The 17935-nt window shown below is 70.0% G+C and carries 18 protein-coding genes and 1 tRNA gene; 8 read left to right on the plus strand and 11 right to left on the minus strand.

The genetic code is table 11. The features are described from left to right. Window positions 1-61: 61 nt before the first annotated feature. Entirely contained in the window at window positions 62-1378 is a 1317-nt protein-coding gene (locus ABZ707_RS16955) for an SGNH/GDSL hydrolase family protein (protein ID WP_360174582.1), read from the plus strand. Between the two features lie 54 nt (window positions 1379-1432). On the opposite strand, the gene ABZ707_RS16960 is transcribed toward ABZ707_RS16955, so the two are convergent. The 4 genes from ABZ707_RS16960 to ABZ707_RS16975 all read right to left on the minus strand — a co-directional run bounded on the left by ABZ707_RS16960 (window position 1433) and on the right by ABZ707_RS16975 (window position 4956). Continuing rightward, entirely contained in the window at window positions 1433-2119 is a 687-nt protein-coding gene (locus tag ABZ707_RS16960; protein WP_360174585.1) for a DUF1707 domain-containing protein, read from the minus strand. 142 nt (window positions 2120-2261) lie between these two features. Beyond that, window positions 2262-3254, minus strand: a complete 993-nt coding sequence (locus tag ABZ707_RS16965; protein ID WP_360174588.1) for an ATP-binding cassette domain-containing protein — start codon at window positions 3252-3254, stop codon at window positions 2262-2264. 15 nt (window positions 3255-3269) lie between these two features. Next, on the minus strand, window positions 3270-4163 hold the full coding sequence (locus ABZ707_RS16970) for an ABC transporter permease (protein ID WP_360174591.1): 894 nt from the start codon (window positions 4161-4163) through the stop codon (window positions 3270-3272). Further along, window positions 4156-4956, minus strand: coding sequence for an ABC-2 family transporter protein (locus ABZ707_RS16975; protein ID WP_360174593.1), 801 nt, complete (start codon window positions 4954-4956; stop codon window positions 4156-4158). The genes ABZ707_RS16970 and ABZ707_RS16975 overlap by 8 nt, the downstream gene beginning before the upstream one ends. Window positions 4957-5194: 238 nt before the next feature. On the opposite strand from ABZ707_RS16975, the gene ABZ707_RS16980 reads away from it, so the two are divergent. Then, window positions 5195-7639: a transglycosylase domain-containing protein gene (locus ABZ707_RS16980; protein ID WP_360174596.1), complete on the plus strand. Its 2445-nt coding sequence runs from the start codon at window positions 5195-5197 to the stop codon at window positions 7637-7639. 76 nt (window positions 7640-7715) lie between these two features. Here ABZ707_RS16980 and ABZ707_RS16985 read toward each other — a convergent pair whose 3' ends face one another. Then, window positions 7716-8018 (minus strand): co-chaperone GroES, encoded by a 303-nt coding sequence (locus ABZ707_RS16985; RefSeq protein ID WP_319678497.1) that lies wholly within the window; start codon window positions 8016-8018, stop codon window positions 7716-7718. A 104-nt stretch (window positions 8019-8122) separates the two neighbouring features. Beyond that, window positions 8123-8443, minus strand: a complete 321-nt coding sequence (locus tag ABZ707_RS16990; protein ID WP_360174599.1) for a DUF3618 domain-containing protein — start codon at window positions 8441-8443, stop codon at window positions 8123-8125. 149 nt (window positions 8444-8592) lie between these two features. Here ABZ707_RS16990 and bcp point away from each other — a divergent pair, with 149 nt between their 5' ends. The 3 genes from bcp to ABZ707_RS17005 all read left to right on the plus strand — a co-directional run bounded on the left by bcp (window position 8593) and on the right by ABZ707_RS17005 (window position 10885). Beyond that, window positions 8593-9060 carry a thioredoxin-dependent thiol peroxidase gene (gene bcp, locus ABZ707_RS16995; protein ID WP_360174602.1) on the plus strand — a complete coding sequence of 156 codons (468 nt, stop codon included), beginning with the start codon at window positions 8593-8595 and terminating at the stop codon, window positions 9058-9060. Between the two features lie 152 nt (window positions 9061-9212). Next, window positions 9213-10718, plus strand: coding sequence for an MFS transporter (locus ABZ707_RS17000; RefSeq protein ID WP_360174605.1), 1506 nt, complete (start codon window positions 9213-9215; stop codon window positions 10716-10718). Window positions 10719-10799: 81 nt separating this feature from the next. Beyond that, window positions 10800-10885, plus strand: a tRNA-Leu gene (locus ABZ707_RS17005). 69 nt (window positions 10886-10954) lie between these two features. Here ABZ707_RS17005 and rdgB read toward each other — a convergent pair. The 4 genes from rdgB to ABZ707_RS17025 all read right to left on the minus strand — a co-directional run bounded on the left by rdgB (window position 10955) and on the right by ABZ707_RS17025 (window position 13205). Next, on the minus strand, window positions 10955-11557 hold the full coding sequence (gene rdgB, locus ABZ707_RS17010) for an RdgB/HAM1 family non-canonical purine NTP pyrophosphatase (protein WP_360174608.1): 603 nt from the start codon (window positions 11555-11557) through the stop codon (window positions 10955-10957). A 69-nt stretch (window positions 11558-11626) separates the two neighbouring features. Continuing rightward, window positions 11627-12031: a hypothetical protein gene (locus ABZ707_RS17015; RefSeq protein WP_360174611.1), complete on the minus strand. Its 405-nt coding sequence runs from the start codon at window positions 12029-12031 to the stop codon at window positions 11627-11629. Between the two features lie 114 nt (window positions 12032-12145). Then, entirely contained in the window at window positions 12146-12883 is a 738-nt protein-coding gene (rph, locus tag ABZ707_RS17020) for a ribonuclease PH (RefSeq protein ID WP_360174614.1), read from the minus strand. An 88-nt stretch (window positions 12884-12971) separates the two neighbouring features. Beyond that, on the minus strand, window positions 12972-13205 hold the full coding sequence (locus tag ABZ707_RS17025) for a PTS glucose/sucrose transporter subunit IIB (RefSeq protein WP_319678156.1): 234 nt from the start codon (window positions 13203-13205) through the stop codon (window positions 12972-12974). Window positions 13206-13490: 285 nt separating this feature from the next. On the opposite strand from ABZ707_RS17025, the gene ABZ707_RS17030 reads away from it, so the two are divergent. Both ABZ707_RS17030 and ABZ707_RS17035 read left to right on the plus strand, forming a co-directional pair. Then, window positions 13491-14765, plus strand: a complete 1275-nt coding sequence (locus ABZ707_RS17030; RefSeq protein ID WP_360174617.1) for a PTS transporter subunit EIIC — start codon at window positions 13491-13493, stop codon at window positions 14763-14765. Between the two features lie 260 nt (window positions 14766-15025). Beyond that, window positions 15026-16276: a PTS transporter subunit EIIC gene (locus ABZ707_RS17035; RefSeq protein ID WP_360174620.1), complete on the plus strand. Its 1251-nt coding sequence runs from the start codon at window positions 15026-15028 to the stop codon at window positions 16274-16276. An 81-nt stretch (window positions 16277-16357) separates the two neighbouring features. Here ABZ707_RS17035 and ABZ707_RS17040 read toward each other — a convergent pair whose 3' ends face one another. Beyond that, on the minus strand, window positions 16358-17110 hold the full coding sequence (locus ABZ707_RS17040; protein WP_360174623.1) for an MBL fold metallo-hydrolase: 753 nt from the start codon (window positions 17108-17110) through the stop codon (window positions 16358-16360). Window positions 17111-17345: 235 nt separating this feature from the next. Here ABZ707_RS17040 and ABZ707_RS17045 point away from each other — a divergent pair, with 235 nt between their 5' ends. After that, window positions 17346-17807, plus strand: coding sequence for a type II toxin-antitoxin system PemK/MazF family toxin (locus ABZ707_RS17045; RefSeq protein ID WP_360174626.1), 462 nt, complete (start codon window positions 17346-17348; stop codon window positions 17805-17807). The last annotated feature ends 128 nt before the right edge of the window (window positions 17808-17935 follow it).

Genomic DNA, 17935 nt, shown 5'->3' on the forward strand with positions numbered 1-17935 from the left:
GAGTTCCCCCGCGATGCCGGATGATGTGTTCTGTACGCGGGTGTGAGGGGACACGGGGGCTATGACCAGACGGCACGGATTCGCCCTGCTCGGGGCGCTTGTCGGGGTGGTGGCCCTGGTGTGTGCCGCCATCGTCAGCGGGCTCGGCCTGCTGGACACCGGCCCGGTCACGGAGCGGGCCGGCGGCTCGCCGGACTCCCGGGCCCGGGTGCCGGTGGGGACGGCCGCGCCCGCCTCGGCGGCCGGCTGGACCGGCACCTGGTCCGCCGCGCCCGGCGGGGCCGAACCAGGCGCTCCGACGGGCCATCCGGGGCGTTCCATCCGTAACGTCGTGCACACCAGCATCGGTGGGACGAGTGTCCGGGTCACTCTCTCCAATCTCTTCAGCCGTGTCCCGCTGCTGATCGGCCATGGGTCGGTCGGCGTCGGCGAGCCGGGTGGCGGGGCCGAGGCCGTCGCCGGGACGATGCGGGAGCTGGCCTTCGGCGGGCGGCCCGAGGTGACGGTGCCGCCCGGCGGGCAGATCGTCAGCGACCCGGTGGCGCTGAGCGTGCCGTACGACGGGGATCTGCTGGTCACGCTGTACACCCCGGTGTCCGGCGGCCCCGTCACCTACCACCCGCGCGCCTTCCAGACCTCGTACCTCGCCGCCGGCGACCGGGCGCTGGATCCCGGCGGGAGCGCGTACACCGAGCCGACCACCGCCTGGCGGTATGTCACCGCGGTCGATGTGCTCAATCGTGAGGCGCCCGGCGCGATCGTCGCCTTCGGCGATTCGATCACCGACGGCCAGGGTTCGCGCCCCGGGGCGAATCACCGCTGGCCCGACTGGCTCGCCGACCGGCTGCGCGACCGGCACACCGGTGTGCTCAACGCGGGCATCAGCGGCAACCGCGTCCTGGCCGACACCGCGCTCATCGGCAACGGCCCCAGCGGTATCTCCCGCTTCGGGCGTGATGTCCTCGACCGGGCCGGGGTCAGGGTCGTCATCATCGACCTCGGCATAAATGACATCCTGCGCGGCCGCGAGAGGGATCCGGAGAAGATCACGGCCGGACTCCGGGAGCTCACGCGCCAGGCGCACGCGCGCGGGCTGCGCGTCATCGGCTCGACGCTGGCGCCGTTCGGCGGGCACCGGGGCTACAACGCCGTCACCGAGTCGGTACGGGACCGGGTCAACGAGGAGATCCGGGCGGGCCGGATCTATGACGACGTCGTGGACTTCGACCGGGCGCTGCGCGATCCGTACGCTCCCGACCGGCTCAGGCCGGTGTACGACTCGGGCGACGCCCTGCATCCGAGCGACGAGGGCTACCGGGCGATGAGCCGGGCCATCGATCTCCAGGCCCTGGAGGGCAGGGCCGCCGCCCAGCTCTGACCGGGAGCGGCGGGTCCCGGCGGCTCCGGGGCGCCCGGCCCGGGGCGCCTTCCGTCAGTCCAGCTCCTCGCGGTGCGCCTTCTTCTCCAGGCGCGCCCGCTTGCGCTCCTCCTTGAGGCGGCGCTTGTCCGCCCCTCGGAGCTTGCGCTCCACCCCGACGCCGCCCATCAGCGCGAACCCGGTGACGATCACCCGGGGCGAGGCCGGACTGACCGGTCCTTCGGCCTCGCCGGTCTCGGCGAAGCCGCCCATCAGACCGAATCCCCTGACCTCGACGTCCATGTCGGGCGGTACGACGACCTGGACGCCGCCCATCACGGTGAAGCAGCGGATCACCACATCGCGGTCCTCGAACCGCGCCTCGCGCAGATCGATCTCGCCGCCCGCCTGGAGGACGACCGCCGTGAAGGCCCGGCCCACCGTCCAGGTCCCCTTGCGCCCGAAGCCGCCCCAGAAGGCGAAGGCGCCCCTGGACGTCGCCTGGCTCCGGCCCGTCCGGGCCGCGTAGTCGCTTCCGTCCGTCTCCGGGGCCCGCGCCACATCCGTGGTGGTGCCCGGCGCGGGCAGATCCCGTACCAGCGGCGCCAGTTCGCCATGGGTGCGCGCCTTGAGTGCGGCCTCCAGGCGCTCGTCGAACTCCTCCATGTCGAGGCGCCCCTCGGCCACTGCCTCGCGCAGCCGCTCCGCCACCCGTTCCCGCTCGGCGTCGGAGGCGCGTATCTCAGGCCGTTCACTCGTCATGGCAGCAGCCTAAGGGCTGTCCCCCACCCCTGGCGGGCACACGACAACAGCGGCCACGGCACCTCGCCGCGCCACCGGGACGCCTCCCGGGGCCCCGCGTGGCATCTCGCCCGGCCCGCGTGCCCGGGCCCTGCCGTTCGCGTCACACAGCGGACCGGTCGGCGTACATCTTGGCGATGACGGCCTCAATGTCCGGCTCCCGCACCGACAGGTCCACCAGTGGATAGCCGGCCGCTATCCGCGCCACCAGCGGAGCCGCCGAGTCCGCCGCCGGGAAGGCCAGCCACTGCCGTGGGCCCTCCACCTTCACCGACCGCGCACCGGGCAGCTCGATCGGCGGGAGTTCCCGCTCCAGGTCGACGATGAGCGTCCGCTCGCTCTCGCCCACCTCGTGCAGCCCGGCCAGCGCCCCGTCGTACAGCAGCCTGCCGTGGTCAATGACCATCACCCGCTTGCACAACTGCTCGATATCGGTCAGATCGTGGGTCGTCAGCAGCACCGTTGTGCCCCGCTCCGCGTTCAGATCCCGCAGGAACTCCCTGACCTTGCCCTTGGAGACCACATCGAGGCCGATGGTCGGCTCGTCCAGATACAGCACCTCGGGGTCGTGCAGCAGCGCCGCCGCGATATCGCCGCGCATCCGCTGGCCGAGCGAGAGCTGGCGTACGGGGACGTCCAGCAGTTCGCCCAGATCGAGGAGTTCGACGCAGCGCTCCAGATTCACCCGGAACCGCGCGTCCGGGATCCGGTACATCCGGTGCGTCAGCCGGTACGAGTCGATCAGCGGCAGATCCCACCAGAGGGTGGTGCGCTGCCCGAAGACCACGCCGATGCGCTGCGCCAGCCTCGTACGCTCCCGGGACGGGTCGATGCCCGCGACCCGCAGCCGGCCGCCGCTCGGGGTCAGAATGCCCGTCAGCATCTTGATGGTGGTCGACTTGCCGGCGCCGTTCGGCCCGATGTATCCGACCATCTCCCCGCGCGCCACCCGGAAGCTCATGCCGTCGACGGCCCGCACCTGATGCTTCTCGCGTCGCAGCAGACCCGCTCTGCGCCGCACGTCGAACACCTTCTCGATCCCGTCCAGTTCGATGAAGTCCGAACCGTCCGTACGTCCCGCGACATCCGTGCTCATGAACGCTCCACCTCCTCAGCTCCCCGTACTCCGGTACGACCGCAATCCGGCCCGCCACGCGACTCCGGCCAGCGCGCAGCACACCACCGCCACCACCGGGGGCAGGAACGCGACGGCGTCCGGCAGCCCGAGCGGGTCCTCGCGGCCCAGGACATAGAGCGCCGGCAGCCAGTTGACGAAGGCCAGCGGCACCACGAACGTCACCCCGCGCACCAGGTCCTTCGCGAAGACCGTCGGCGGGTACTGCAGCAGAGTCGTCCCGCCGTAGGTGAACGAGTTCTGCACCTCGGAGGCGTCCTGCGCCCAGAACTGGAACGCCGCGCCCGCCACGAACACCGCCGCGAAGATCGCCGCCCCGCTGATCACCATCATCGGCAGCATCAGCACCCGCACCGGTGTCCAGTCGAGGTCCACCGCCGACAGCGCGTAGACCAGCACGAGCAGCCCCTGGAGGATCCGGCCGAGCCGCCGCGGCGCGAACCGGTCCGCGGCCACCTGCGCCAGTACGGGCACGGGCCGCAGCAGCAATGTGTCCAGCGTGCCGTCGCGCACCCGGCGGCCCAGCCGGTCCATCGACCCGATCAGCAGATCGGCCAGACCGAAGGCGGTGCCGGACGTCCCGTACAGAAAGGCCACCTCGGCCAGCGAGTAGCCGCCCAGCGAGTCGACATGGGAGAACATCAGCAGGATCGCCACGAAGTCGAAGGCGGTCGCGGCGAAGTTCCCGAACGCCGTCATCGCGAAGGAGGCGCGGTACGCCATCGTGGACCGCGTCCACATCGCGACGATGAGGCCGTACGCCCGCAGACCGTCCCGGAGCGCCGCCCGCCGCGACACGCGCGGAATCCACCGGGCCGGGTGCTCCTCCAGCCGGCTCGGGGATGCCTTCCCCGCCGTGTCCTCAGCCACCCTGGACCACCACCCTGCGGGTCGCCACGGACTGGAGCAGCCGGCCGGTGGCCAGCAGGGCCAGGGCCCAGCCGGCCTGGAAGGCGAAGGCCCCGAGCAGGCCCCAGCCGGTGTGCCTGCCGAGGAGGACATCCGCCGGGACCTGGAGCAGCGACGACCAGGGCAGCACCCGCGCCACCTCGCCGAGCAGTCCCGGGAAGAGATTGAGGGGCAGCAGCAGCCCGGAGAAGAACATCCCCGCCAGCATCCCCATCTGCGCCGCTCCCGCGCCGTCCAGCAGCCAGAACGCGGACAGCGCGACAAGGAACCGGATCGCGAAGCTGACAATGACGCCGAACGTCACGGAGATCAGGAACGCCACCCAGACGAGTGGATTCGACGGCAGCGCCAGATCGAAGGCCAGCGCACCGAGCACCATCGGCACGATCCCGCGCCCCAGCAGATGGAAGGCCGCCCGGCCCAGGTCCCCGGCCATCCACCACAACTGGAGATCGGCGGGCCGGTAGAGGTCGACGGCGACAGCTCCGGTACGGATCCGCTCCATCAGCTCGTCCTCGAAACCGCCGCCCATCATGCCGCAGGTCATCAGCAGCGCCTGGCCCACCCACACATAGGTCACCGCCTGGGAGAGGTCATAACCGCCGAGCCGCGGCCGCTCGTCCCAGAGAGCCGTATAGGTGTACGCCACGATGAAGCCGAAAACGGTATTGGTGAACACGCCTGCGAATGTCGCAACGCGGTACGTGGCATAACGCCGGAACCCGCCCGCGGCCACCGCCAGATACAGCCGCACCCCAGCCTCCTCCCCGCGCACGGCACCAAAGCGCACGACCTTAGCCCAGCGGGGTCAATCGACGCGACCGGATATCCGACCGGCGGCACTCGCCCGAGCAGCGGACGACTCTCTTCCCTTCTGGCCGTGTTTCATGGGGCTGCGCAGCGTTTCTTGGGGCTGCGCGGTGAATCGCCTGATACGACACCGTTATGCCGGAGAGCGAAGGACCGGCCGCGGCCGAGGAGTCTCCAAACATATGAGCGACGAGCCACAGCAGGGCTGGGCCCCACGGGACCCCTCGGCCACCGGCCGCCCCGCACACAGCCCGCCGGGCGAGCGGGGCGATGAAGCGAACACGACCCAGACGACGCAGCAGACCGAGGAGTTCCAGAAGACGAAGACACCACACAAGGACGGCAAGGACCAGCAACCGGGAAAGTCCCCCGCGCGCACGGGCCGGCGCAGATTCCTCCCGACCTGGCGCACGGTGCTGGGCGCGTTCCTGTTCTGCGCGCTCGCACTCATCGGTGGATTCGTCGCCGGATACCTGGTGGTCGACATCCCGCGCGCCAACGCGGCGGCCACCGCCCAGTCCAATGTGTACCTCTACGAGGACGGCACCCAGATCGCCCGCGACGGCGAGATCAACCGGGAGAACATCCAGCTCGCCCAGGTGCCCAAGGGCGTACAGCGGGCCGTGCTCGCCGCCGAGGACCGCGGTTTCTACTACGAACCCGCCATCGACCCGCAGGGAATGATCCGCGGGGCCTGGAACACCGTTCTCGGCAAGGGCACCCAGGGCGGTTCCACCATCACCCAGCAGTACGTGAAGAATTACTACCTCGGCCAGGAACAGACCGTCATCCGCAAGGCCAAGGAATTCTTCATCGCGATCAAACTGAATCGCGAACAGAGCAAGGAACAGATCCTCCAGGGATATCTCAACACCAGTTACTTCGGCCGCAACGCGTACGGCATCCAGGCCGCCGCGCAGGCCTACTACGGAAAGGATGTCGGGGACATCAGCACGGCCGAGGGCGCCTATCTGGCCTCGCTGCTCAATGCCCCCAGCGAATTCGACATCGTCGTGCATCCCGAGAACAAGGAGGCCGCCCTCGCCCGCTGGAACTACGTGCTCGACGGCATGGTCAAGGAGGACTGGCTCAGCGAGACCGCCAGGGACGCGATCGACTTCCCGGAACCGGGTGGGCTCAGGCCCTCCAGTGTCGGTCTTTCGGGACAGCGCGGCTATGTCGTGCAGGCCGTCCAGGAGTACCTCACGAGCAACAACATCCTCGACGAGAACACGCTGGCCGGCGGCGGCTACCGGATCACCACCACGCTGGAGAGAAGGAAGCAGGACGCTCTCACCGACGCCGTCGAGGACCATGTCACCTCACGGCTCGACGAGAGCCGCGCGGCCGACCGGAACGTCCGCGTGGGCGGCGCCTCCGTCCATCCGGAATCCGGTCATGTCGTCGCCATGTACGGCGGCATCGACTACACGAAGCAGTACGTCAACAACGCCACCCGCCGCGACTACCAGGTCGGCTCCACGTTCAAACCGTTCGTCTTCGCCGCGGCCGTCGAGCACGAGTCCGCGACCCAGAGCGGTATGCCCATCACCCCGTACACCATCTATGACGGCGACAACGAGCGCATGGTCGAGGGCCCGGACGGGCCCACCGGCTACGCCCCGGCGAACGAGGACGACGTCAAGTACGGTCCCATCAGCGTCAGTACGGCCACGGACAGGTCCGTCAACGCCGTCTACGCCCAGATGGCGCAGGACGTCGGCCCGGCCACGGTCAGAAAGACCGCCGTCGCCCTCGGCCTGCCCAGGAACACTCCCGACCTGACCGCGACGCCCTCCATCGCACTCGGTCCGGCCACCGCGAGTGTCCTGGACATGTCGGAGGCGTACGCGACCCTGGCCAACCACGGCAAGCGCAGCATGTACACGCTGGTCACAAAGATCAGCAAGAACGGCGCCGTCGTCGACCTGCCCAGGCGGAAGTTCAAGCAGGCCATCAGCCGTGAGGCAGCCGACACCACCACCTCCATCCTGCAGAGCGTCGTCGAGGGCGGCACAGGCACCGCCGCCCAGTCCGTCGGCCGCCCCGCCGCGGGCAAGACCGGCACGGCGGAGGACGACAAGGCCGCCTGGTTCGCCGGTTACACGCCGGACCTGGCGACCGTGATCGCGATCATGGGCGCCGACCCGGTGACCGCACAGCAGAGGGCGCTGTACGGAGCCATGGGCCAGAACCGGATCAACGGCGGCGGGGCGCCGGCCGAGATCTGGGGCCAGTACACGGCGGACGCCCTCCAGGACTCCGCTCCGGAGGAGTTCGACCTGCAACTGCAGGACGGAGTGGAGGATGTGACACCACCTGAGGAGGAACTGGACACGCAGGACCAGGAAGCGGAGGAGCCCGGCACCGAGGGCCGGCCGCGCGGACACCGCCGGGGCGGGACGCATGACGCCTCGCAGGACCTGTCCCGCGAGAAGAAAGGCGGGACCACCACCGGCGGCCGGCCCCGCGAAGCACGAGAAGAGTCCCGGGGAGAGCCCGGTGGCGGTACGTCCACCGGCGGCGGCAGCGGCGGTACGGGCAAGACGGGCCGGGCCGAGAACGCCGTGGCCAACGACCCCGGCTTCCCGTTCCGGCCGGCGCTTCCCTCGGTGATCCGTCCGTGAGCTGACACCGGCGCCGGACCATGGCGAAGGGCCTGATCCCCCTGGGGACCAGGCCCTTCGTGCCGTGCGAGGGCGGTTACAGATAGAGGCCCGTGGAGTCCTCGGAGCCCTCGAACCGGTCGGCCGCGACCGCGTGCAGATCGCGCTCCCGCATCAGGACGTACGCCACTCCGCGCACCTCGACCTCGGCGCGGTCCTCGGGGTCGTACAGCACCCGGTCACCCGGTTTCACGGTCCGTACGTTCTGCCCCACGGCCGCCACTTCGGCCCAGGCCAGCCGACGGCCGACCGCCGCCGTGGCGGGGATGAGGATGCCGCCGGACGAGCGGCGCTCGCCCTCCGGGATGTCCGTCCTGACCAGCACACGGTCATGGAGCATCCGGATGGGCAACTTGTCGTGGGTGTTCTCGCTCACGCCCCAGAACCTACCTGTCCGTGGCCGCGCCGGGCGCCGCAGGGGTCACCGGCGGCGGGCGCCCCGCGTCATCCTCTGCGCCGCCGCACCGACACCGCGAGCAGTCCGACGACCCCGACCGCGAGCAGCGCCACCGGAACGACCCGTTCCAGTCGCGGGCCGCCGTCGACTCCGACGAACTGCGCCCGTACGCCCGACACCGTCCTGTTGACGGCGACGAACGCGCGCCCGGCCGTCTGATCCACGCTGGAGACCACCCGGGCCTTCGCGTCGCCGACGATCGTCTTCGGGTGCACCCGCACCCCGATCTCGTCGAGCGTCTCGGCAAGCTGCCCGCGCCTGCGGACGATGTCCGCCTCGATCTGCGCCGGGGTCCTGGAATCCGACACCGCGCTGCCTCCGTCGTCGTGTCCGGTGAGTCCTTCGTCAGTACTTCAGCAGTACTTCCTCGACAGTCTGTCAGCTTCGCCGTGCCCGCACCCGGCGGCACCCCCGATTACGCTCGGCCACGTACACCCGACCTCCACCGAGGAGAACCATGAGCGAGCGACTCACCCCCGGCGACACCGCCCCCGCCTTCACCCTGCCCGACGCGGACGGCAATGACGTATCGCTCGCGGACCACAAGGGACGCAAGGTCATCGTCTACTTCTACCCAGCGGCGCTTACCCCCGGCTGCACCAAGCAGGCCTGCGACTTCACGGACAACCTCGATCTGCTCGCCGGCGCCGGCTACGACGTCATCGGCGTCTCGCCGGACGCCCCGGAGAAGCTCGCGAAGTTCCGGGAGAAGGAGAGCCTCAAGGTCACGCTGGTCAGCGACCCCTCCAAGGCCGTGCTGGAGGCGTACGGCGCCTTCGGCGAGAAGAAGATGTACGGCAAGACCGTGACCGGCGTGATCCGCTCGACGTTTGTCGTCGACGAGGACGGCAAGGTCGAGCACGCGCTGTACAACGTGCGGGCCACCGGCCATGTGGCCAAGATCATCAAAGACCTGGGTGTCTGAGGCCCCCCGGAAGCCCCGGTCCGAGGCCGCCTGACCGGGGTCCCACCCGCGTGGGACCCCGGCTCACCACCACCGTGACCGAAGCCTCCCCGGGCCTGGCCGGGGCACGTCCCGGACCGATCACCCCGACTCCGGCAGGGAGGACGCGCACCATGGCCGGCCGGCAGCACAACAACGGGGCCGGGGACAACGGGGCCGGGGACGGCAGCCCGGCCGCCGGGCGCCCCCGCTTCCGTACCGACGGCCGTCGCGAGGATCCCGCGCCGCACCGGTCCGACATCACCGTCACCGTCACCGACGAGCGGGCGGTCCGGCGGGCCGTGAAGGCCGCCGCCCTGGGCAATGCCATGGAGTGGTTCGACTTCGGCATCTACAGCTATCTGGCCGTCACCATCGGCCATGTCTTCTTTCCCTCGGCGAACCCCACGGTCGAGCTGCTGGCCTCCTTCGCGACCTTCGCCGTCGCCTTTCTCGTGCGGCCGGTGGGCGGCGTGGTCTTCGGCCCGATGGGGGACAGGGTCGGCCGCAAGAAGGTCCTCGCCCTGACAATGATCATGATGGCCATCGGAACCTTCGCCATCGGCCTGATCCCCTCGTACGCCACGATCGGCTTCTGGGCACCGGTCCTGCTGATCTTCTTCCGGCTGGTCCAGGGCTTCTCCACCGGCGGCGAGTACGGCGGCGCGGCGACCTTTATCGCGGAGTACGCCCCCGACAGGCGCCGGGGCTTCTACGGCAGCTTTCTGGAGCTCGGCACGCTCGCCGGCTATGTCGGCGCGGCGGGCCTGGTCACCGCGCTGGGCGCCTGGCTGGGCCCCGGCACCATGGACGCGTGGGGCTGGCGGGTGCCGTTCCTGGTCGCCGGGCCGCTCGGTCTGGTCGGCCTTTATCTGCGGCTGCGGCTCGACGAGACACCGGCCTTCCGGCGGCTGGAGGACGCCCGTGCCTCCGGGCCGGCGGACCGGGCGGTGGCCGGCGCGGAGAACGGGCTCGGGACGATCTTCCGGCAGTACTGGCCGACGCTGATCCTGTGCGTCGCGCTGGTCGGCGCGTACAACATCACGGACTACATGCTGCTGTCGTACCTGCCCGCCTATCTCTCCGACGAGCTCGGTTACAGCGACACCCATGGTCTGCTGATCCTGCTGGGCGTGATGGTCTGTCTGATGCTCGTCATCAACCAGGTCGGCAGGCTCAGCGACCGGTTCGGCCGCAAACCGCTGCTGATGGCGGGCATGCTCGGCTTCCTCCTTCTCTCCCTGCCGGCGTTCCTGCTGATCGGACAGGGCAGCGTCCCGGCGATCGCGGCGGGCACGCTGATGCTGGGCCTGTCCCTGCTCCCCCTGCTCGGCACCATGTCGGCCGCCCTGCCCGCGCTCTTTCCGACCGGGGTCCGGTACGGCTCGCTCTCGGTGGGCTACAACCTCTCCGCCTCCCTCTTCGGCGGCACGACCCCGCTGGTGATCACCGCGCTCATCGGGATCACCGGCAGCGAGCTGATGCCCGCGTACTACGCCATGGCGGCGGCGCTGGTCGGGGTGGTCGCAGTGCTGCTGATGGCGGAAACGGCGGGAAAACCGCTGGCCGGTTCCCCGCCCTCGGTCAGCACGGAGGAGGAGGCGGCGGAACTGGCCCGGGGCGGGAGCGGTGCCCGGTGACGCGCCCATGGGCGCCGTCGGGCCACCGTCGTACGCCCGCTCCCCCGGGAGTCGGCGGCCCGATAGCATGGATGCTGACGAGCGGCCGTGGCGCAGCAGGTTGACGCGATCGGTTTAGGTCCGATTTGTCCTTTTGGACTAGGTGGGTTCGAGTCCCACCGGCCGCACTCACCGAAGGGCCGTCCCGAGTGGGGCGGCCCTTCCGTGTACGGCGCTCCGGCGTACGGCGGCCGGAATCAGCCCAGCAGTTCGCGGACCACCGGGACCAGCGCGCGGAACGCCTGCCCCCGGTGGCTGATCGCGTTCTTCTCCTCGGCCGACAGCTCCGCGCAGGTGCGCGTCTCGCCCTCCGGCTGCAGGATCGGGTCGTAACCGAAGCCTCCGGTGCCCGCGGGGGTAGGGCGCAGCGTGCCCAGGAGACGGCCCTCCACGACCCGCTCCGTGCCGTCCGGGAGGGCGAGCGCGGCCGCGCAGGCGAAGTGGGCGCCCCGGTGCGGCGCGGTGATGTCGGAGAGCTGCGCCAGCAGCAGTTCGAGATTGGCGGTGTCGTCGCCGTGCCTGCCGGACCAGCGGGCGGAGAAGATACCGGGGGCGCCGCCGAGGACGTCGACACAGAGGCCCGAGTCGTCGGCCACGGCGGGCAGGCCGGTCGCGTCGGCCAGCGCGTGGGCCTTGAGCAGGGCGTTCTCCGCGAAGGTGACGCCGGTTTCCTTGACGTCGGGAAGCTCGGGGTAGGCGTCGGCGCCGACGAGGTCGTGCCGCAGACCGGCGCCGGCGAGGATGGCCTTGAGTTCGGTGATTTTCCCGGCGTTGCGGGTGGCGAGGATCAGGCGGGTCATGCCCCCAGTATCGGCCCGGGGCGGATCGCGGGGATCCCGCCCGGGCCTTCACTCGGCCGGGCCCGTCCATCAGGGCGTGCAGACCTTGCCGATCTCCGACGCGGCGTCGCTGACGGGCGCGAGATCGGGGGTGGCGTCGCCGCCGTCGATGGACGTACGGACGCTGTCCAGGGCCTTGTCGAGATCGTCGACGGCCTTGCCGAGGTCGGCGTTGTCCGTCGTGTCCTGGAGCTTGTCGAGTTCGTTGCCGATGTCGCTGAGTGCCTGATCGACCTGGAGCGGGTTGTCGCCGGCGTTGGACACGGCCTGCTGGAGCTTGCCGACGCTGCTCGCGATGGTGTCGGCCGTCTGCACGCAGTCCAGCGCCTTGTCGAGGGCACCGCAGCCGGTGGCGAGCGGCACGGCCAGTGCGGCTGCGGCGAGCGCGAGAGTGAGGCGGCGGCGTACGGGCGCGGTCGGTACGAACGCGGGCATGGAGCGGTTCCTCCCGGGAGCTGCGGACGGGCCTGGAGCTGCGGACGGGCGCACGGTTCGGCCCGTGCGCCCGTGCCGTGAAAGACGCGCCGGGGGCGCGTCCTGGTTGCTTCTTTACCCGGCGAGCGTCTCGTTCAGCGCCGCCTGCTGGAGCGCGGCGAGATCGGCACAGCCGGCCGTGGCGAGGTCGAGGAGCGCGTTCAGTTCCTTGCGGTCGAAGGGCTCGGCCTCGGCGGTGCCCTGGACCTCGACAAAACGGCCGTCGCCGGTGCAGACGACGTTCATGTCGGTCTCGGCGCGCACGTCTTCCTCGTAGCAGAGGTCGAGGAGCGGGGTGCCGTCGACGATGCCGACGCTGACGGCGGCGACGGTCCCGGTGAGCGGACGGCGGCCGGCCCTGACGATCTTCTTGCCCTGGGCCCAGGCGACGGCGTCGGCGAGCGCGACATACGCGCCGGTGATGGCGGCGGTACGGGTGCCGCCGTCGGCCTGGAGGACATCGCAGTCCAGGACGACGGTGTTCTCACCGAGCGCCTTGTAGTCGATCACGGCGCGCAGCGAACGTCCGATGAGACGGCTGATCTCGTGCGTCCGGCCGCCGATCTTGCCGCGTACCGATTCCCGGTCGCCGCGGGTGTTGGTGGAGCGGGGCAGCATCGAGTATTCGGCGGTGACCCAGCCTTCGCCGCTACCCTTGCGCCAGCGGGGCACGCCCTCGGTGACGGAGGCGGTGCAGAAGACTTTGGTGTCACCGAAGGAGATGAGGACGGAGCCCTCGGCGTGCTTGCTCCATCCGCGTTCGATGGTGACGGGACGGAGCTGTTCGGGGGTGCGGCCGTCGATTCGAGACATGGCGTGAGCCTATCCGGACATGCGTGAGGGGCCCGCTCCGATGGTGGGATCAGGCCCCTCAGTGGTATACGCGGGATGTGTCAGACCGTCACATCATGTCTTCGATGTCGGCGGCGATGGGGTCGGCGTCGGTGCCGATGACGACCTGGATCGCGGTGCCCATCTTGACCACGCCGTGGGCTCCGGCGGCCTTGAGGGCGGCTTCGTCGACGAGGGAGGCGTCGACGACCTCGGTACGGAGGCGGGTGATGCAGCCCTCGACCTCTTCGATGTTGTCGAGCCCGCCGAGCCCGGCGACGATCTTCTCAGCCTTGGTGGCCATGTCTTTCTCCCTGACTCTCAAAAAGCTCTGCTGCGGCCCGACTGTGGTCCGTTTCGTCACGGTAACTCACGGTTGGGCCATCTTCACGGGCGAGTGATCGACACATGACGAATGATGGCGGTCACCGGCACAGCCATGCCCCCGGCCGGCTCCGGAAGCCTACCGCAACTGGTCTACACCAGTCCTGGCCGACTTCCGGGGCCGCCTGTTCCGGACCGGAGAGAGCCGGCTGTCCGGACGGGCGGGTCCGGAACAACGGCGGAACGGCAGAACGGGAGCACGCCGATGGGCGCCGACAGTGCGGCAGCGCGGCAGCCGGGGCCGGGGAGGCGGTGGTGGCGGGGGCTGTTTCCCGGTCTCCAGAAGGTCGGGCGGAGTCTCCAGCTCCCGGTGGCCGTCCTGCCCGCCGCGGGGCTGCTGGTCAGCCTCGGCAACCTCTTCTCCGCGTATCTGCACGGACCCTTCTGGGACAAAACGGCGAAGGTGTTCAGCCAGGGCGGCAACGCGGTCCTGGACGGCGCGTTCGGCCTGCCGCTGCTCTTCTGCATCGGGGTCGCGATCGGTTTCGCGAAGAAGGCGGACGGCTCCACCGCGCTCGCCGCGGTCGTCGGCTTTCTCGTCTATCACAATGTCCTGGCCGCCTTCCCCACCGCGGGCTCGGTGACCGGCGCGAGGCCCGAGGGCACACCCCAGAACCCGGGCGTGCTCGGCGGCATCCTGATCGGGCTGCTCACGGCGGTCGTCTGGCAGCGGTTCCACCGGACACGGCTGGTCGACTGGCTCGGCTTCTTCAACGGCCGGCGCCTGGTGCCGATCCTGATGGCCTTCATCTGTGTCGTCCTCGGCGTGCTCTTCGGCCTGCTGTGGGGGCCGGTGGGCGACGCGCTGACCGCGTTCGCCAAGCGGCTCATCGATCTGGGCGCCTGGGGAGCCGGCATTTTCGGCGTCGCCAACCGGCTGCTCATCCCGGTGGGCCTGCACCAGTTCCTGAACACGTTCTTCTGGTTCCAGGCCGGCGAGTACAGAAAGCCGGACGGCACCGTCGTCCAGGGCGATCTGACCCGGTTCTTCGCCGGTGACCCGACCGCGGGCCAGTTCATGTCCGGCTTCTTCCCCGTGATGATGTTCGGCCTGCCGGCGGCCGCGCTCGCCATCGCGCACTGCGCCCGTCCCGAGCACCGCAAGAGGGTCACCGGACTGATGCTCTCCGTCGCCCTCACCTCCTTTGTCACCGGCGTGACCGAGCCCCTGGAGTTCTCCTTCATGTTCGCGGCGCCGCTGCTGTACGGCGCGCACGCGCTGCTCACCGGCGCCTCGATGGCGATCACCTGGGCACTCGGGGTGCACGCGGGCTTCAGCTTCTCGGCGGGCCTGATCGACTACGTCGTCAACTGGCATCTCGACACCAGGCCCTGGCTGATCATTCCGATCGGCCTGTGCTTCGCCATCGTGTACTACCTGGTCTTCCGGCTCGCGATCACCGCGTTCGGCCTGCCGACCCCCGGGCGCGAGCCCGAGGAGCTCGAAGAAGAAGGCGAAGCGCAGAACACCAGGGCGTAGCAAGACCGTTGATGCCTTCGCCGTGCGCCGGACCGTCCCGGAGGGCCCCCATGGCGAATTCAAGGACGGGTTCTGCCGCCGTGGCGACTATGACCCAGACCACAGAATGACCAGGTTCCTTATGCCGACCACACCATGTTAGAACTGGTCTACACCAGTGGATGGTGTAGACCACGCGGCCGCGCGCCGTGTTTCTGAGGCGCTGCCGTCCCACCTTTCTCCCTGTCCCCTGGCGGCGCCTTGCCCAATGGAGGAAGTTGATGAGTACGGCCACCGCTCAGGCGTCGCCCGCGAAAAAGCGGGGCTCCGGCGTGTTCCAGGGCCTGCAGAAGGTCGGACGCAGCCTGCAGCTGCCGATCGCCGTGCTGCCGGCGGCGGGCATTCTGCTCCGGCTCGGTCAGCCCGACGTCTTCGGTGACGACGGCCTCGGCTGGCACAAGGTCGCCTCCGTCTTCGCCACGGCGGGCAGCGCGGTCTTCGACAATCTGCCGATGCTCTTCTGCATCGGTGTCGCGATCGGCTTCGCCAAGAGGTCCGACGGTACGACGGCGCTCGCCGCGCTGGTGGGCTTCCTGGTCTACAGCAACGTCCTGAAGGCCTTCCCGGTCACCGAGGCGGTCATCTCGAAGGGTGCGGACACCCCGGCGACCTACAACAACCCCGGTGTGCTCGGCGGCATCATCATGGGCCTGCTGTCCGCGGTGCTCTGGCAGCGCTACAGCCGTAAGAAGCTGGTCGACTGGCTCGGCTTCTTCAACGGCCGCCGGCTCGTTCCGATCATCATGGCCTTCGTCGGCGTGATCATGGGTGTCTTCTTCGGCCTGGTCTGGGAGCCGATCGGCAATGTGATCTCCGACTTCGGCGAGTGGATGACCGGCCTGGGCGCGGTCGGCGCCGGCATCTTCGGTCTGATCAACCGCGCGCTGATTCCGGTCGGCATGCACCAGTTCGTGAACTCGGTCGCCTGGTTCCAGATAGGTGACTTCAAGAACGCCGCCGGTGACGTCGTCCACGGTGACCTGACCCGCTTCTTCGCCGACGACCCGACCGCGGGACAGTTCATGTCGGGCTTCTTCCCGATCATGATGTTCGGCCTCCCGGCCGCCGCGCTCGCCATGGCGCACGCCGCACGCCCCGAGCGCCGCAAGGCCGTCCTGGGCATGATGGTGTCGCTGGCCCTGACCTCCTTCGTCACGGGCGTGACCGAGCCCATCGAGTTCTCGTTCATGTTCATCGCCCCGGTGCTGTACGCGATCCACGCGGTCCTCACCGCCATCTCGATGGCGGTCACCTGGGCGCTCGGTGTGCACGCCGGATTCACCTTCTCCGCGGGCTTCATCGACTACGCGCTGAACTGGAACCTGTCCACCAAGCCCTGGCTGATCATTCCGATCGGGCTGGTCTTCGCGGCGCTCTACTACGTGATCTTCCGCTTCGCCATCGTCAAGTTCAACCTCCCCACCCCGGGCCGTGAGCCCGAAGAAGAGGTCGAGGACCTGACCAAGGCGTAACCGCCGGTCACGACCGCCGTCCCGACGAAGCCCCCGCCTCCATGAGGCGGGGGCTTCCCGCGTCGCACGTCCCGGCAGCGGTCAGATCTCGTACACCCTGCCGGGGAAGGCCAGTTCGGCCGGGCCTCCGTACACCTCGCGGGCGTCGGCCAGGTTCCGTTCGCCGTCCGTCCAGGGCGGAATGTGGGTGAGGACGAGCCGGCGCACCCGGGCGCGGGCGGCGTGGGCGCCGGCCTCGCGGCCGTTGAGGTGGAGGCCGGGGATGTCCTCCTTGCCGTGGGTGAAGGCCGCCTCGCAGAGGAAGAGGTCGGTCTCCTCCGCCAGCTCGACCAGCGGATCGCAGACTCCGGTGTCGCCCGAGTAGGTCAGCGACCGGCCGCCGTGTTCGATCCGTATGCCGAAGGTCTCGACGGGGTGGGAGACCTTCTCCGTGTGGACGGAGAACGGGCCGATGTGGAACGAGCCCGGTTTGAGCGTGTGGAAGTCGAAGACCTCGCTCATGGACTTGTCCGTCGGGGTGTCTCCGTAGGCGGTGGTCAGGCGCTGCTCGGTGCCCTCGGGTCCGTAGACCGGGATGGTGCCGCAGCGGCCGCCGTCAAAACGGTAGTAGCGGGCGACGAAGTACCCGCACATGTCGATGCAGTGGTCCGCGTGGAGATGGCTGAGGAAGATGGCGTCGAGGTCGTAGAGACCACTGTGGCGCTGCAGCTCGCCAAGGGCGCCATTACCCATGTCGAGGAGCAGCCGGAAGCCGTCGGCCTCTACGAGGTAGCTGGAGCAGGCCGAGCCCACGGAGGGGAACGAACCCGAACAGCCGACGACGGTGAGCTTCATGGAGCGTGAACCTCCGTGGCGTGGAAGGGGGGCGACGGGGGTTGTGCGGTTTGTCGAGCCTAAAGCGCGAAACGGCCGGTCGCTCCTTCACCGCGTTGCGTTGTGTGCGAACTCACCTGCTCTGTCACCGGTTCGGATGGAGTGTGAGGCGGCCGTCGTACGTGTGTCGCGGCGGCTGGAACAGGGGCGCGCGGGGGGGGGCGCGCCGGGAGCGGCGGGCCGGTACCTTCGGGGGATGAACACGTCCTGGTGGCTCGCGCTGGCCGCGGTGGTGCTGCTCGCGCTGATCGCTTCTGTGGTGGACGGACGCGGCCGGAGCCCGCGCCGGCCCGGTGGACGCTCCCGGCCGCCCGGCGGCCCGGCGACCGGCCGGGTGACACCGAAGGGGAAGCCGCGGCCGGGCGAGATCTGGTGGGCGGCGGTGCCGTTCGAGGACGGCCCCGGGGCGAAGGACCGGCCGTGTCTGGTGCTGTCGGTGCGCGGCGGGACGGTACGGGTCGCGAAGATCACCACGAAGAACCACGGCGAGCGGCCGGGTGTGATCGCGCTGCCGCCGGGCGCGGTGGGGGACGCGCGGGGGCGGGAGAGCTTCCTGGAGACGGACGAACTGCGGGATGTACGGCTGAAGGAGTTCCGCCGCCGGGTCGGTACGGCGGACCCGGCCCTGTGGCAGCGGGTCCGTCACCTGTCCGGCTGAGGGCCCGCCGGACCGCTCGCCGGACCCACCCTGTCGGGCACATCCGCCCGGCCCGGGAACTGCCGTGCCCGGGAGGCCGTGCTCCCGGGCCGCGGGCTCTGCTGGTTCACGGGCTCACGGCTCTGCGG

This window comes from Streptomyces sp. NPDC006923 (genome assembly GCF_040635655.1).
GTDB lineage: Bacteria > Actinomycetota > Actinomycetes > Streptomycetales > Streptomycetaceae > Streptomyces.

Excerpts from the sequence above, each read along its gene's own strand:
- ABZ707_RS17000 (WP_360174605.1), top strand. The coding sequence starts at position 9,213 with ATGGCCGGCCGGCAGCACAACAACGGGGCCGGGGACAACGGGGCCGGG.
- ABZ707_RS16965 (WP_360174588.1), bottom strand. The coding sequence starts at position 3,254 with ATGAGCACGGATGTCGCGGGACGTACGGACGGTTCGGACTTCATCGAA.
- ABZ707_RS16955 (WP_360174582.1), top strand. The coding sequence starts at position 62 with ATGACCAGACGGCACGGATTCGCCCTGCTCGGGGCGCTTGTCGGGGTG.
- ABZ707_RS17045 (WP_360174626.1), top strand. The coding sequence starts at position 17,346 with ATGAACACGTCCTGGTGGCTCGCGCTGGCCGCGGTGGTGCTGCTCGCG.
- ABZ707_RS17030 (WP_360174617.1), top strand. The coding sequence starts at position 13,491 with ATGGGCGCCGACAGTGCGGCAGCGCGGCAGCCGGGGCCGGGGAGGCGG.
- rph (WP_360174614.1), bottom strand. The coding sequence starts at position 12,883 with ATGTCTCGAATCGACGGCCGCACCCCCGAACAGCTCCGTCCCGTCACC.
- ABZ707_RS16985 (WP_319678497.1), bottom strand. The coding sequence starts at position 8,018 with ATGCTCCATGACCGTGTGCTGGTCAGGACGGACATCCCGGAGGGCGAG.
- ABZ707_RS17015 (WP_360174611.1), bottom strand. The coding sequence starts at position 12,031 with ATGCCCGCGTTCGTACCGACCGCGCCCGTACGCCGCCGCCTCACTCTC.
- ABZ707_RS17025 (WP_319678156.1), bottom strand. The coding sequence starts at position 13,205 with ATGGCCACCAAGGCTGAGAAGATCGTCGCCGGGCTCGGCGGGCTCGAC.
- rdgB (WP_360174608.1), bottom strand. The coding sequence starts at position 11,557 with ATGACCCGCCTGATCCTCGCCACCCGCAACGCCGGGAAAATCACCGAA.
- ABZ707_RS16980 (WP_360174596.1), top strand. The coding sequence starts at position 5,195 with ATGAGCGACGAGCCACAGCAGGGCTGGGCCCCACGGGACCCCTCGGCC.
- ABZ707_RS17040 (WP_360174623.1), bottom strand. The coding sequence starts at position 17,110 with ATGAAGCTCACCGTCGTCGGCTGTTCGGGTTCGTTCCCCTCCGTGGGC.
- bcp (WP_360174602.1), top strand. The coding sequence starts at position 8,593 with ATGAGCGAGCGACTCACCCCCGGCGACACCGCCCCCGCCTTCACCCTG.
- ABZ707_RS16960 (WP_360174585.1), bottom strand. The coding sequence starts at position 2,119 with ATGACGAGTGAACGGCCTGAGATACGCGCCTCCGACGCCGAGCGGGAA.
- ABZ707_RS17035 (WP_360174620.1), top strand. The coding sequence starts at position 15,026 with ATGAGTACGGCCACCGCTCAGGCGTCGCCCGCGAAAAAGCGGGGCTCC.